The following is a 14834-nucleotide window of genomic DNA, read 5'->3' as shown; positions in this document are numbered from 1 at the left end:
GATATTTAAAATGCCTAACGGCAATTTTAAATCCGGTTGAAGCCCCTTTTTCAGCAATATTTTTGCGCCTGTTTAAAAGCGTAATCTTGCCTATCCGGCCACGCGCGCCTCGCTGGGCGGATGCCCGATGACGCGTTTGAAGGCGCGGCTGAACGACGCCTCGGAGTCGTAGCCGAGCCGGTTCGCGACGGTCGCCACGCGCATGCCGTCGCGCGCGATCCAGTGCCGCGCCTGGAACATCTTGACCTTGGCAACGTACTTGGCCGGAGTTTCGCCGACGGCGCTGGAAAACTTGTCGATGAAGCTGGACCGCGACGCGCCCATCACGCCGGCCAGTTCGCTCACCGACCAGTCGCGCTCCGGCTGGCGGTGGATCGCCGCCAGCACGCGTCCGATCTGCGGACAGCGCACGGCCGCGATCCACCCGCTCGCATCGCTGCACGCGCATTCGACCCATGCGCGGATGATGCTCGCGGCCAGCACGTCCGCCAGCCGCGCGAGGATGCCGCAGGCGCCGATGCGGTCGAGCGCGACTTCGCGCTCCATCGCTTCCAGCATCGCGTGCACGGCCGGGTCGCGCTGGCCCAGGTCGGCGGCGCGCATCGCCTCCGGCATCATCGCCAGCAGCGGGTGCAGCGGGTCGAGATTGAACCGCATCGCGCCGCAGAACAGGACCTGCTCCGCCGCCGCATCCTGCGCACCGGTGCCGCTCACGAGATACAGGTTTTCCGACACGGCCTTGCGCGCCAGCGAGTCGATCTCCACCGCCGGCAGGTCCGGGCTGCTGGCCATCACGTGCGCCGTACCGTGCGGCAGCAGCACGGCGTCGCCGGGATTCAGCTGCAGCCAGCCCTTGGTGGCCGTGTGCATCCAGCAGCTGCCTTGCGCGACGAAGTGAAAGCTCGCCTCCCGCTTGGCGGGGAACGCGACGGCCCACGGCTCGCGCATCACGCAGCGGCCGTATTCGACGCCGTCGAGGCGCAGGCCGAGGAGGATTTCGGTCAGGGCGTCCTGGCCGGTCTTCGGATCCCTGTTTGGACGAATGGTCATGAGATTCGGATTGAATGGCATGGAAAGTCCAGAATCTTAGCCCTACACTGCCATTTCCACAATATCCCGAGGTATCCATGAATGAATCCACCTGCATCGACGCAGACGCGCATGTCGCGCCGCCGCGCGTCGCGGCCCAGGCGAAAAACGCCAACTGGGGCGGCATCGCCAGCCTGACGCTGGGCGTGTTCGGTCTCGTGACGGCCGAGTTCCTGCCGGCGAGCCTGCTGACGGCGATGGCCGCCGACCTCGGCGTGTCCGACGGCGCCGCCGGCCAGGCCGTCACCGCCACCGCGGCGGTGGGCGCCGCGGCCGCGCTGACCATCCCCGTCCTCACGCGGAACCTCGACCGCAAGCGGGTGATCCTCGCGCTGACGTCGCTGCTGGTGCTGTCCAATGTGCTCGCCGCGACGGCGCACAGCCTGCCGGTGCTGATCGCGGCGCGGGCGCTGCTGGGCATCGGCCTCGGCGGCTTCTGGTCGATGGCCGCCGCGCTCGCGATGCGCCTCGTCCCGGAGCACCTGTTTGCACGGGCCATGTCGCTCATCCTCACCGGCGTCTCCGTCGCCACCGTGTGCGCGGCGCCGGTCGGCGCGTACATGGGCGACCTGTGGGGCTGGCGCAGCGCGTTCGTGGCGGCCGGCGTCGTCAGCGTCTTCACGCTGGCCGCGCAATGCGTCACCATCCCCGCGCTGCCGCCGAAGGACAACCCGAACGTCAAAGTCCTGTTCGAACTGCTGGGCCGGACCAACGTGCGCGTCGCGCTGCTCGCCGTGCTGCTCGTGATTTCCGGGCACTTTGCCGGCTTCACCTACATCCGCCCGTTCATGGAACAGGTCACGCACCTGTCGGTCAGTGCGATTTCCGCGGCCCTGCTGGCATACGGTATCGCGGGCTTCTTCGGCAATATCGCCGGCGGCTTCCTGGCCGCGCGCAGCGAGCGCCTCGCCATCGTGGCAGGCGCCGCCCTGATCGCGCTGCTGGCCGCCACGTTATGGGTCGCGGGCACGTCGGTCCCCGTGACCATCGCGGCGATCGCGGCATGGGGCTTCGCGTTCGGCGCCTTCCCGATCGGCTTCCAGACCTGGATCGTGCGCGCCGCGCCGGACCAGGCCGAGGGCGCGGGCGGGCTGCTCGTCGCCGCATTCCAGATCGCCATCGCCAGCGGCGCCGTCGGCGGCGGCATCCTCGTCGACCGGATCGGTGCGCCGAGCGGCCCCATCTTCGCCACCGTCGCGCTCGCGCTCGGCGCACTGCTCGTCGTGCGCTACGGTCCGCGCCCCGCATCCAATTAAGGAGACCACCATGACGAATCGCCGTATCGTCCTTGCCGTCCATCCGCAAGGCGTTCCGACCCCGACGGATTTCCGTCTCGAAGACACACCGGTTCCGGTGCCGCGGGACGGCCAGGTGCTGCTGCGCACCGAATGGCTGTCGCTCGACCCGTACATGCGCAACCTGATGGAGCAAGTCGGCCCTGGCTATGCCGATCCCGTGCCGCTGGGCGCGACGATGGTCGGCGGCACGGTCAGCCGCGTGGTCGAGTCGCGCCATCCGGACTACAAGGCCGGCGACCTCGTCGTCGGCGCCGCGGGCTGGCAGGAGTATGCGCTGTCGGACGGCAGCGGCCTGATGCCCGTGGGCGACCTGGCGCGCCCGTCGCTGGCGCTGGGCACGCTCGGCATGCCCGGCTTCACGGCGTACGTCGGGCTGCTCGACATCGGCATGCCGCAGCCCGGCGAGGCCGTGGTCGTCGCGGCGGCCACCGGCGCCGTCGGCTCGGTGGTGGGCCAGATCGCGAAGATCAAGGGTGCGCGCGTCGTCGGCATCGCCGGTGGTCCCGACAAATGCCGGTACGCGGTGGAAGAACTGGGTTTCGATGCGTGCGTGGACCATCGCGATCCGCGCTTCGCCGAGCTGCTGGCGGCTGCCTGCCCGGACGGGATCGACGTGTATTTCGAGAACGTGGGCGGCGCCGTGTTCGATGCCGTGCGGCCGCTGTTGAACGTGAACGCGCGCGTGCCCGTGTGCGGCTTCATTTCCCACTACAACGGCGGCGTTGCCGAGGGCCCGGACCGTCTCGCCACGTGGATGGCGACCCTGCTGTCGAAACGCATCCGCATGCAGGGGTTCATCATCCTGGATCACTACGGGACGCGCTTCGACGCCTTCCGCGACGACATGGCCGGCTGGCTGGCGGCCGGCAGGATCAAGGTGAAGGAAGACGTCGTCGACGGGCTGGAAAACGCCCCCGCAGCGTTCATCGGCCTGCTGCAGGGGCGGAACTTCGGCAAGCTCGTCGTGCGGGTTTGATCACGCGGCGGCGATACGCCCCTGGCGCGCGGCCGGCACGACGGCCAGGCTCGCGGACGGCCGCGCCGCCTGCGCATCCAGCTTGAAAATGCTGACGAGGCGCGCGAGGTTCGCGGCTTCGTCCTGCAGCGCGGACGCCGCGGCGCCGGCCTGTTCGACGAGCGCCGCGTTCTGCTGCGTCGCTTCGTCCATCTGGCCGATGGCGCGGTTGACCTGTTCGATGCCGGCGCTCTGCTCCTGGCTCGCATGGCTGATCTCGGCCATGATGTCCGTCACGCGCTTCACGCTCGTGACGATTTCTTCCATCGTGCTGCCCGCCTCGTCGACGAGCTTGGCGCCGTCGTCGACCTTGGCGACGGAATCGCTGATCAGCGTCTTGATTTCCTTCGCGGCCGCGGCCGAACGTTGCGCCAGGCTGCGCACCTCGCCCGCGACGACGGCGAAGCCCCGTCCCTGCTCGCCCGCACGGGCCGCCTCGACGGCCGCGTTCAGCGCGAGGATATTCGTCTGGAACGCGATGCCGTCGATGACGCTGATGATCTCGGCGATCTGCTTCGACGACTCGTTGATCGACGCCATCGTCTGCACGACCTGCGCCACGACGGCGCCGCCGCGCAGGGCCACGCCCGATGCCGACTCGGCGAGGGTGTTCGCCTGGCGTGCGTTGTCCGCGTTCTGGCGCACGGTGCCCGTCAGTTCTTCCATCGACGACGCCGTCTCTTCCAGCGTGCCGGCCTGGCGCTCGCTGCGCTCGGACAGGTCCTGGTTGCCGGCCGCGATTTCCGTCGACGCATTGGCGATCGTGAGCGTGCCCGCGCGCACCTGGCTGACGATGTTCACGAGGCTGTCGCGCATGCCTTTCATCGCGTACAGCAGGCTGGAACGGTCCTCGGCACGGGTCTCGATCGGTACGGACAGGTCGCCGGCCGCGATGGCGCCCGCGATCTCGACGGCGTAGTCCGGCTGGCCGCCCAGCTGGCGCAGCAGGCCGTGGCTGATGAACCAGGCCGCGGCCGCGCCGGCAGCGGCGGCGACGGCGAGGATCGCGAGCATCCAGGCAAAGAAACTGTGCGACAGCGCGCGCGCCTGCGCGGCCGCGTCGTTGTTCAGCTTTTCCTCCAGGTCGATGAGGCGGTTGACGCTGGCGAGCCAGTCGACGAAGGCGGGGCCGGCCTGCTTGTCCAGCAATGTCGTCGCTTCGGCCGTATTGTCGGCCTGGCGCAGGGCGATGAGTTGCGCGATCAGCGGCTGCGTGCGGCGCTCGACGTCCTTGATGGCGGCCAGCGCCTGCTTTTCCTCCGGCAGGATGTCGCTGCGCGCCGCGAACAGCTGGTCGAGCGGCGCGGCCGAGCGCTGGTAGTCGTCGTCCAGTTTCTTGATCAGGTCGGCGTGGCGCTGGGCCGTCGGGGCCGTGGAAGCCAGCACGACGTCGCGGATGGCGATCGAGCGGTCGTGCACGCTGCCGCGGAAATTGATCGCATAGCGTTGCTTGACGCTGTTGACGTCGTTGATGCGGATGAGGATGTCGTCGATCTGGCCGACGCGGTGGATGGCGAGGCCGGCCAGCACCGCCATGAGGGCGAGGACGCTGCCGAAACCGAAAGCCAGTCGTTTGCCGATCGTGAGTCCAGTGGTTGTCATTGTGTGCTCGCGTGATGGGATCGGAATAAATATTTCCAACAGGAAACGATTCCAAATATAGCACACAAATGCCAAATTTGATGTTGGGGCAGGTCTAATACCTGCCCTTTGGCAGGGTTTTATTGCCGAAAACAGCGACGTCGTTCCCGCGAAAGCGGGAACCCATACTGAGTATCCTGTTCGGCTCAGTATGGATCCCCGCTTGCGCGGGGATGACGGTATGACGGTGCTCAGCGGTGCGCGGGCACCAGCTGCGCCGCCGTCACGAACGCCGGCCGGATATCGTTCGGCACGGCCTTCATCTTGTCCAGCGCCTTCTGCACGTCCGGACGGATGACGACATAGCGCTTCATGAGATCCTGCGCGCGGGCGTAATCCCCTAGCGCTTCGATCGTCAGGAACTCGCGGTCGAGGTCCGCCACCGCGCCCTTGATCTTGGCAAAGTCGACGGAGAACGTGCCGTCGCCGTGCGACACGAAGGCGCCCTTGTCGAGCAGGTAGTTCATCTGGATGGCCATGCCGCGCGCGTGCGAATCCGTCAGGCCGAAGTGCAGGGTGCGGAAGGCGGATGCGAGGTACGTGTTGTACAGCTTGCGCTCGGCAGCCGTGCCCTGCCCCAGCGACGCCTTCAGCTGGCCCTTGTCCATCATATAGGTGAGCGCCCACAGGCCGGTGACGTCGGCCTTCGCTTCCTCGATGGTCGAGTAGGCATCCTTCAGGTCCTGGCGCGGCGTGGATGGCTGGCCGTTCTGCGTCGTCGCGTGCGGACCCAGGCCGTGCATGATCTCGTGCGCGAGGATGTGCGTGAAGAACGAGTCGAAATCGAGGTCCTTCTGGTCGGCCGGACGCAGCACGAGCTTCGAGATCGGCGTCAGGGTCGCCTCGAACTTGGCTTCCTGGACGTTCTTCAGCATCACGCGCTTGGAGCCGCGCTGGCGGATGATGCGCTCGTCGTTCGGCAGGTTGTAGGCGGCCGTCTGCACGCCCATGTTACCGTCGCCGGCGCCGTAGACCTGGTTCACGACGACCATCGGCGCGATCGCCCCGACCTTCGGATTGCGGTACTTCGGATCGAGCGGCAGGTTGTTTTCCAGCTCCTGCATGTGCTTGCCGAAGAAGTTCAGCTTCTCCGTCTCCTTCTGGTCGCGCACGTTCACGTACGCTTCGAACGCGGCCTTGTAGCCGAACAGTTCGTCGTTGTACGTCTCATATGGGCCGATGGTGACGTCGACCGGGGAATCCAGGTCCATCCACGCGAAATCGGAGGCGAGGTAGTCGTTCGACAGGAAGGCGTCGGCGCGCAGGTTCAGGAATTTTTTCAGCGACGCGTTGTCGGTGGCGTTCGCGGCTTCCTTCAGCAGCTTCGACAGTTTTTGCAGCTCGTTACGGTACTCGTCCGAGTACTTCACGATGGTGAATTTGCCTGCCTTGTCCTTGCGGATCACGGTGAAGAACCACTGGGCCTGTTCCTTGTCGGCGGCCGGCAGGCCGTTCATCCACGCCTCGAGTTCCTGCTTGCTCGCGCCTTCCGGATAAAAATTCGCGCCGGCCGGCTTCTCGGCGGGGATCCTGATGCCGGCGTATTCCGCGGGCATGAAGGATGCGTTGCCGTCGATGATCGACCACGGGCCCTTGTTCAGCCAGAAGTAGTCGCGGCGTGCCTTGCCCAGCGGCGTGGCGTCCTTGTGCAGCGCGGCCCACAGCGCCTCGTTGCCGGACCAGCGCTGGCGCAGCTGCAGGGTGTCGACGATCTTCGCCGCTTCGATCAATCTGGCGATGGCGACGCGGTCGCCGGCGGACAGTTTCGCCGTGTCGGCCGTCAGGTCGACGGGGGCGAAGCGCTTGGCCATCGTCTGCAGTTGCGGGGCGGTGGCGGGGGCGGCGTGGACGGTGGCGCACAGGGTCGCTGCGGCCAGCGCCAGGGGGGCGAGGAGGTGCTTCATTGGGGTCCCTTGTGAGGTTGACAATCCTGAGATTGTAATCCTCTTCGGGCCCCCGTTGAACGATCAGCGTGATGCGACGGTCGCTTCCGCTTTACCCTGCTGCCATCCGCCGCCCAGCGCACGCGCGACGGACACCGCCGCCAGCAGCCGCTGCGTACGGATCTGCGCAGCCGCGCGGTCGGCGGCCAGCGCGGAACGCTGCGCATCGGTGACGTCGAGATACGTCGACACGCCGCGGTCGAAGCGCGCCTGCGCCACCTGCACGGCGCGCACGGCGGCCTGCTGCGCCTGCACCTGCACGTCGCCCTGCTTCTGGCGCTGCTGCACGTCCGACAGTGCATCCTCCACTTCGCGCAGCGCCGTCAGCAGGCGGCCTTCGTGGTTCGCGACGGCTTCGTCGTAGCGCGCCTTGGCCAGCTTCACGTTGGCCTCGATGCGGCCGCCCTCGAACACCGGCAGCGACAGCGCGAGCGGTCCGAACGAGAACTGGCGCGCGCTGCCCTTGGCGAGGTTGCTCAGCGTCTCGGACGCATAGCCGAAATTCCCGGTCAGCGACAGGCTCGGATAGTACGCGCCTTCCGCCACGCCCACCTGCGCATTGAACGCCTTCAGGGTGGCGACGCTCGCGGCGAGGTCCGGACGCTGGCCCAGCAGGCTCGCCGGCAGGCCGACCGGGATCGCGGGCGGTTGCGGCAGCGCGGTGCCCGCGGCCGGGGCCACGACAGGCTCGCTCGGCGACGCACCGACGAGCACGGCCAGCGCGTGTTCCAGCGTGTTGCGCTGGCGCTGGGCTTCCTGGATGTCCGCCTCGGCGTTGGCGCGCTCGATGCGGGTGCGCGAGACGTCCAGTTCATTGGACAGGCCAGCGTTGAAGCGCGCCTCGATCAGCTGCTGCGATTCGCGGCGCGTGGCCAGCGCATCGTTCAGGATGGCGATATCGGCATCGAGGCCGCGCAGCTGCCAGTACGTCGTCGCGACCTGGCCGGACAGCATCAGCATGACGCCGTCGCGGTCGTCCTGCGCGGCGAGCGCCTGGGCGTCGGCCGCTTCCACGGCGCGGCGCACGCGGCCCCACAGATCCAGCTCGTACGAGAAATTGGCGCCGACGCTGAATTCGTTGCCCTTGATCGAACGGCCGCCGAACGTCACGCCCATCGGCGTTTCGGCCGACGTGCGCGAGTTCGACACGCCGGCGGAGACGCCGACGGTGGGCAACTGGCTGGCGCGCGTCACGCCCAGCTGCGCCTGCGCCTGCACGAGGCGCTGCGCGGCGGCGCGCACGTTCGGGTTGTCGCGCAGGGCGCGTTGTTCCAGCTGGTCCAGCTCCTTGTCGCCGAACACGGTCCACCATGCGGCCGGCAGGCGTGCCGCCCGGTCCGAAGGTTCGGCCGCGGCGTGGCGGAAGGCCGGCGTATCGATGCTCGTCGGCGCGACGAAATCCTTGCCGACGGTGCCGCAGGCGGACAACAGCGCAGGGACGGTCAATGCAGCGGCCAGGGCGGCGGCAGATTTGATATAAACAGTTTTCATACTTTATCCATTTATCTGGTTCAGTGGCCACCGCCACCGCCGCCGCTGGGCGACTTGAGCTTGTCCGAGAACCACAGCGGAATGATCGCCACGAGCAGGATCATGCCGACGATGAAGAAGCCGTCGTTGTAGGCCATCACGAACGACTCGCGCCGCACGATGCGGTCGATGGCGCCGATGGCCTGCTGGGCCGCCGTCGCCGGGTCGAAGCCCTTGGCGAGGAACGATTGCGTCAGCGCGTCGAGGCGGGCCTGCGTGGCGGCGGCTACGAGCGAGACCGACTCGCCCAGGCGCTCCGAGTGGAAGTGCTCGCGGTTCGTCAGGGCCGTTGCCAGCAGGGCGATGCCGACCGAACCGCCCAGGTTGCGGGTCATGTTGAACAGGCTCGATGCCGACGTCATGTCCTTCGGCGGGATGCCGGCCATGGCGAAGTTCGACAGCGTCAGCATCACGAACGGCTGGCCCAGCGCGCGGATGATCTGCGACAGCATCAGCTGGTCGTAGCCCGTGCTCGCATCCATGTACGCGTTCATCAGGCACGACACGCCGAACAGGCCGAGGCCGAACGAGCACAGGATGCGGTTGTCGATCTTCTGCGACAGGCGCGCCACGAATGGCATCACGAACAGCTGCGGCAGGCCGACCCACGCGATCACTTCACCGATCTGCATCGGCGAGTAGCCCGCGATCTGCCCCAGGAACAGCGGCAGCAGGAACGACGAGCCGTACAGGCCCATGCCGATGACGGCCGACAGCACCGTCGCGACGAGGAAGTTGCGCTGGCCGTACAGGCGCAGGTTGACGAACGGCTCCGGCCGCGAAAAGCCGATCACGATCCAGCCGAGGATACCGACCAGCGCCAGCGACGCGAACGTGATGATGAAGCCGGACTCGAACCAGTCCTTCGAATTGCCCTCTTCCAGGAAGATCGTCAGGCTCGCGAGCCCCGTCGCCATGAACGCGATGCCGAGCCAGTCGGCCTTGACCAGCGCCTTGAGGTCCATGGGCTCGCGGTCGATGCCCCAGTACATGCCGGCGATCAGGAGCACGCCCGGCACCCAGTTGATGTAGAAGATCGACGGCCAGCCGTACAACTCGGTCAGGTAGCCGCCCAGGGTCGGGCCCATCGCGGGCGCCAGGGTGGCGGTCAGGCCGAACATCGCCATGCCGACCGCGCGCTTGGCCGGGGGCAGGCGCGTCATCACGAGGGTCATCGCCATCGGGATCAGCGCGCCGCCCGTGAAGCCCTGCATCATGCGGAACACGATCATGCTGGACAGGCTCCAGGCCGCGCCGCACAGCGTGGAGAACACGAGGAACAGCGCCGTCGTGAGCATCAGGTAGCGGCGCTGGCCGAGGGCGCGCACGAACAGCGCCGTCATCGGGATCACCACGATCTCGGCGCACAGGTAGGCGGTCGAGATCCACGAGCCCTCTTCCTGCGTGGCCGACAGCGTACCGAGGATGTCGCGCAGCGAAGAGTTGGTGATCTGGATGTCGAGCACCGCCATGAAGGCGCCGAGCATGCCGGCCAGCACCGCGATCCAGGTGCGCGCGTCGATGTGCGCGCCATTGGCCGGCGGAGCGTGTGGTGCGATCGGCTTGGTGATCGTCGTGGACATCACGGTTCCTCAGTTATTTGGCGGCAGCTTGCTGTTGGGTTGCCTTTTGGCGCAGGTCGATCTCGACGACAGTCGACATGCCCGGCACGAGGCGGCCCGCGTACTTCTTGAGGTCTTCCGGTGCGAACGTGATCTTCACGGGCACGCGCTGGACGATCTTGGTGAAGTTGCCGGTCGCGTTATCGGCCGGCAGCAGCGCGAACTGGTTGCCCGACGCCGGCGCGAAGCTGTCCACGCGGCCGACCAGTTCGTGCTTCGGCAGCGCGTCCACTTCGATGCTGACCTGCTGGCCCGGCACGATGCCCGGCAGCTGCGTTTCCTTGAAGTTGGCGACGACCCACACGTCGTCCTGCACGATGGCGGCCAGCTGCTGGCCCGGCTGCACGCGCGCGCCGACTTCCACGCTGCGCTTGCCGACGCGGCCGGACACCGGCGACACGATGCGGTTGTAGCCGAGCTGCTGCCGGGCGTCCTTCAGCTGCGCCTCCAGCACTTTCACCTGCGCCTCGAGCACGCCACGGGCCGACGTGGCGGCGGCGATCTGGGCCTGGGCGGCGCTGGCGTTGTCGCGGCGGGCCGTGACGTCGGCCGTGGCGCCCGCGCGGGCGGCCGTGGCGGCATCGACTTCGGCTTTCGAGACGGCCTTCATCTGCGTGTTGTACAGCTGGCCGTAGCGCTCGGCGTCCTGTTTGGCGCGCACGAGGTTGGCCTGGGCCTGCACGACCTGCGCCCGGGCGGCCGAGGCCTGCGCCCTGGCCTGCTGGATGGCGGCGTCGGCCTGCACGATCTGCTGCTGCACGCTGGCGATCTGGGCCTGGATCTGCTCGACCTTCACGCCCTGGTCGGCCGGGTCCAGCTCGGCCAGCACGTCGCCGGCCTTGATGACCTGGTTATCCTCGAACAGCACCTTGGTCACGACGCCCGGGATGCGCGACGACACCGGGTGCACGTGGCCCGTGACGTAGGCATTTTCGGTCTCGACGAAGTTATGGCTGCGGTACCACATGCGGCCGCCGGCGGCCAGCGCGGCGGCGGCGATCAGGCCCACCACGATCAGCACGCGCTTCGGAGGCCCCTTGGCGGCGTTGGCCGGTGCCGGTGGGACGGCTGCGGCCGGCTTGTGGTCGACCGTGGTTTGCGTATCAGGCATGTTAGCTCCGAAAGAAATGAAATTAGTCCATCGCATTATTCGACAAGTTTTTGCCAAAGTCAAGAAATGAAACGGTTGCATTTCATTAGAGATTCCACTAGCATGGAGCCCATGGACAAACATATGCATGACGCATCCGAATGCCCCGGCAAGGGCGCGGGCCGGCCCAAGGCCGCCGACGTCGAGGCGCGCACGCAGGAGTTGCTGCATATCGCGGGCACCCTGTTTCTCAAGAATGGCTATACGAAGACGAGCCTCGAATCGATCGCCCGCGCGGCGCACGTCGCGGTGCGCACGATCTATGTGAAATTCGGCGGCAAGGAAGGCCTGCTGGCCGCCGTGCTGGCCGCCAAGCGCCACCGCTTCTTCCGCAGCCAGCCGATGGAGACGGATACCCGTCCGCTGCGCGACATCATCGACGACTTCGCGCACCAGATGTACGCACTGATCACGTCGCAGGAAGCGATCGACCTGCAGCGCATCGTGCTGGCCGAGGCGCCGACGAATCCGGAACTGGCCGAGGCATTCTGGAACAGCGGCCCGCGCATGACGCGCGAGATGCTGGCCCGCTTCTTCGCCCGCCCGGACATCCGCGCCCAACTGCGTCCCGGCCTGCCGCTCGACCTGTTGCCCTGCCACCTGATGAGCACCATCACGGGCGAAATGTTCATGAACCTCATGCGCCCGCAGCACGTCGTCGACCAGGAAAAGGCGAAGCGCGACCTCGAAGGCCGGCTCGAATTGTTTTATTACAGCATCCTGCCGCCAAGAACTTAATTCCTTTTAGCAAAGACAATGTGCGTCATCGCACCGACCTAATCGGTGGGAACAAGTAGCCTGTGGTCTTTGAAGGAGGATGTCATGAACAACAATACAAATAGCAAGACGGCAGTTCGCCGCAAGGAGGGTGCATGAGCAAGTCGTCCCGTTATGAATGGCGCGACCAGCAGGCCGCGCTGCACGAGCGCATGAAGGGCTTCCTCGCCAACCCGAGCAATGAGCAACTCGAGGCCGTCGTCACCGAGATGCGCGCGTATGCGGATGCCGCACAGAGCGGCAGTATCGAGATTCCGCAGGCCTGGACTGCTTACAGTTGAGTTGAACGCATGGTGGGCTCGCATTTCAAGCCCCTGGCTTGAAATGCCCCACCCTCCATTTCACGCCACGCCACCGCATTTCACACCGCTCTACTGCATCTCGTCGCATCGCGCCCATCGCGATAACGCCCCCGGATACATTGCCTCCATCACAACGACACAGATGGAGCCTCCGATGATCCGCACCGCCCTCCTTGCCCAGGCTTTCACCACCCCGCTCGCAACCGCCGCCGATCTCGTCGTCCACGTCGACAACGTCAAGTCGACGTCGGGCCAGGTCATGGCCGCCCTGTACGACAACGCGGACGCCTTCCTCAAGCACCCGGTCCGCGCGGAGCAGGCGAAGGCCGACAAGGCCGGCACGACGCTCGTGTTCCACGACGCGCGTGGCCGAGGGGCCGGTGGCGCTGGCCCGGCTGCCTTATCGCACGCCGCATTGCTTCCATGGTAACTTTCTGGCTGCTTGAGACAGGAACACCATGACCACACCCGCCACGCCCTCGATGCACCCGCTGGAATCGTTCGCGCCCTTCCGGCGCTGGCGCCCTTCGCCGCTGCGCAACCTCGTCTACACGTTCGTGTGGAACGGCATCATCGGCGTCGCGCTGACGTGCGTGGCCCTGCTGTTCGGCAGCCGCGCGCCGGTCGCCACGCTGCTGACGGAAATGCTGTTCGCGTCGAACGTGATCGGCTTCCTCATCCACGGCGTGGTGCACCTGCTGCGCCGCATCGCACCCGGACGGAACAGCACGGCGATGCGGATCGCCAGGGTGCTGCTGACGGCGTGTTGCGCCCTGCTCGGCCTGGCCGTCACGGACGCCGTGCTCGGTGGACGCAGCACCTTCGACGCGCTGCTGCACACGGGCCTGATGGCGCGCTACCTGCCGGGCGCCATCGTGGTCGCGCTGCTGATGGCCGGCGTGCTCACGGCCGGCGAGCGCCGCGTCGCGCGCGAGATCGAGGCGGCGCGCCAGCAGGAGCAAATCGCCGAGGCCGCGCGCCTGCTCGCGGAAGCGCAGTTGCGCACCCTGCAGGCCCAGATCGAACCGCACTTCCTGTACAACACGCTGGCCAACGTCGTGAGCCTGATCGGTTCCGATCCGGTCCGGGCCCGCCACATGCTCGAGCGCCTGATCGATTTCCTGCGCGCGAGCCTGTCGGCCAGCCGCGCGGAGCACGCCACCCTGGGTGCCGAGATCGACCTCGCGCGCGCCTATCTCGACCTGCTGACGGTGCGCATGGGCGCCCGGCTGCGCTACCGCATCGACGTGGACGACGCCTGCCGCGGCGCCGCCATCGCGCCCATGCTGATCCAGCCGCTGGTGGAAAACGCCGTCATGCACGGCATCGAGCCGAAGGTGGATGGCGGCACGATCGTCGTGCGGGCGCGCCGGACGGATGCGGGTTGGTGCGTGGAAGTGGCCGACGACGGGGCGGGCTTGACGGCGGCAGCGCCCCGCCCGGGCGGCGGCGTGGGCCTGTCGAATTTGCGCGAGCGCCTGCGCACCTTGCACGGGAATCTTGCTCAAGTACAATTGCTCGAAAATCAAGACGGAGGCGTCACCTCGCGTCTGATCCTGCCTGCATAACGTTTTACCGAGGTGCCATCATCGCCCCCATCCGCGCCCTGCTTGCCGACGACGAACCGCACCTGCTGGCCTATCTCGAAGAACAACTGGCGATCGCATGGCCGGAACTGCGCATCATCGGCCGCGCCGGCAACGGCATCGAAGCGCTGCGCCTCGTGGACGAGCTGGCGCCCGACATCCTGTTCCTCGACATCCAGATGCCCGGCCTGAACGGCCTCGATCTCGCGGCCCGCCTCGTCGATGAGAAGAATGCGCCGCGCGTCGTGTTCACGACCGCGCACGAGGCGTATGCGCTGCAGGCCTTCGAGCACGCCGCGTTCGATTATTTATTGAAACCCATCCGCCTGGAGCGGCTGCAGCGCACCGCCCTGCGCCTGAAGGAAACGCTGTCCGCCCCCGCACCGGCGGCGCCATCGGCCGACATGCTGGCCGGCCTGCTGCGCCAGCTCGGCATGGCGCCCCCCACGCCCGCCGCCGCGCCCGCGCCGGCCGCGCCGCTGCAGTGGATCCGCGCCGCGCAGGGCCAGGAAACGCGGCTGATCGCCATCGACGAAGTCATTTACTTCCAGAGCAACGACAAGTACACGAGCGTGTTCGTGGCCGACGGCGAGCACCTGATCCGCACGCCGATGCGCCAGCTGCGCGACCAGCTCGACCCGCAGCAGTTCTGGCAGATCCACCGCGGCGTGATCGTCGCGGCGCGCCACGTGGCCGGCACGCGCACCGACTTCCGCGGCCGGCTGCTGGTGAAACTGAAGGGCCGCGACGAACAACTGGTCGTCAGCCGCAACTACGCCGACCTGTTCCGCCAGATGTAAATCCCGCATTACGAAAAGGCCTTTCACGATCTGCTTCGCCTTTGCGAAAAGGTCGTGCATAATAGCGGCTGTCCTATGTCT

Annotated in this window: 13 protein-coding genes; 7 read left to right on the top strand and 6 right to left on the bottom strand. The window is 67.1% G+C overall.

The window, feature by feature from the left end:
• Positions 1 to 90: 90 nt before the first annotated feature.
• Complete coding sequence (locus tag ACEN9G_RS18290; protein ID WP_413345158.1) at positions 91 to 1050, bottom strand: AraC family transcriptional regulator; 960 nt, start codon at positions 1048 to 1050, stop codon at positions 91 to 93.
• Positions 1051 to 1127: 77 nt separating this feature from the next.
• On the opposite strand from ACEN9G_RS18290, the gene ACEN9G_RS18285 reads away from it, so the two are divergent.
• Together ACEN9G_RS18285 and curA are read left to right on the top strand one after the other, a co-directional pair.
• A complete protein-coding gene (locus ACEN9G_RS18285; protein ID WP_483126828.1) occupies positions 1128 to 2345 on the top strand; it encodes an MFS transporter in 1218 nt (405 codons plus the stop codon).
• A gap of 10 nt (positions 2346 to 2355) precedes the next feature.
• A complete protein-coding gene (curA, locus tag ACEN9G_RS18280; protein ID WP_413343452.1) occupies positions 2356 to 3363 on the top strand; it encodes an NADPH-dependent curcumin/dihydrocurcumin reductase in 1008 nt (335 codons plus the stop codon).
• Here the strand turns inward: curA and ACEN9G_RS18275 are convergent, their stop codons facing one another.
• From ACEN9G_RS18275 to ACEN9G_RS18255, 5 genes are all read right to left on the bottom strand, one after another.
• Positions 3364 to 5004, bottom strand: coding sequence for a methyl-accepting chemotaxis protein (locus ACEN9G_RS18275; RefSeq protein ID WP_413343454.1), 1641 nt, complete (start codon positions 5002 to 5004; stop codon positions 3364 to 3366).
• 230 nt (positions 5005 to 5234) lie between these two features.
• Complete coding sequence (locus ACEN9G_RS18270; RefSeq protein ID WP_483126827.1) at positions 5235 to 6947, bottom strand: DUF8614 domain-containing protein; 1713 nt, start codon at positions 6945 to 6947, stop codon at positions 5235 to 5237.
• Between the two features lie 63 nt (positions 6948 to 7010).
• Positions 7011 to 8477: an efflux transporter outer membrane subunit gene (locus ACEN9G_RS18265; RefSeq protein WP_483126826.1), complete on the bottom strand. Its 1467-nt coding sequence runs from the start codon at positions 8475 to 8477 to the stop codon at positions 7011 to 7013.
• 20 nt (positions 8478 to 8497) lie between these two features.
• Positions 8498 to 10099 (bottom strand): DHA2 family efflux MFS transporter permease subunit, encoded by a 1602-nt coding sequence (locus tag ACEN9G_RS18260; protein ID WP_413345077.1) that lies wholly within the window; start codon positions 10097 to 10099, stop codon positions 8498 to 8500.
• 13 nt (positions 10100 to 10112) lie between these two features.
• Positions 10113 to 11249, bottom strand: a complete 1137-nt coding sequence (locus tag ACEN9G_RS18255) for an HlyD family secretion protein (RefSeq protein ID WP_440966655.1) — start codon at positions 11247 to 11249, stop codon at positions 10113 to 10115.
• 123 nt (positions 11250 to 11372) lie between these two features.
• Here ACEN9G_RS18255 and ACEN9G_RS18250 point away from each other — a divergent pair, with 123 nt between their 5' ends.
• From ACEN9G_RS18250 to ACEN9G_RS18230, 5 genes are all read left to right on the top strand, one after another.
• A complete protein-coding gene (locus tag ACEN9G_RS18250) occupies positions 11373 to 12026 on the top strand; it encodes a TetR/AcrR family transcriptional regulator (protein ID WP_413344504.1) in 654 nt (217 codons plus the stop codon).
• Positions 12027 to 12160: 134 nt separating this feature from the next.
• Positions 12161 to 12346 (top strand): hypothetical protein, encoded by a 186-nt coding sequence (locus ACEN9G_RS18245; RefSeq protein ID WP_413344506.1) that lies wholly within the window; start codon positions 12161 to 12163, stop codon positions 12344 to 12346.
• Between the two features lie 163 nt (positions 12347 to 12509).
• Complete coding sequence (locus ACEN9G_RS18240; protein WP_483126825.1) at positions 12510 to 12797, top strand: hypothetical protein; 288 nt, start codon at positions 12510 to 12512, stop codon at positions 12795 to 12797.
• A 28-nt stretch (positions 12798 to 12825) separates the two neighbouring features.
• Positions 12826 to 13935: a sensor histidine kinase gene (locus ACEN9G_RS18235; protein ID WP_413344509.1), complete on the top strand. Its 1110-nt coding sequence runs from the start codon at positions 12826 to 12828 to the stop codon at positions 13933 to 13935.
• A gap of 62 nt (positions 13936 to 13997) precedes the next feature.
• Positions 13998 to 14753, top strand: coding sequence for a LytR/AlgR family response regulator transcription factor (locus ACEN9G_RS18230; RefSeq protein ID WP_495605562.1), 756 nt, complete (start codon positions 13998 to 14000; stop codon positions 14751 to 14753).
• Positions 14754 to 14834 lie beyond the last annotated feature (81 nt).

It is taken from the genome of Massilia sp. Masssp94, from assembly GCF_059491305.1.
Note: the sequence above shows the minus strand (reverse complement) of the source record. Positions and strands in the feature narration are given on the sequence as shown.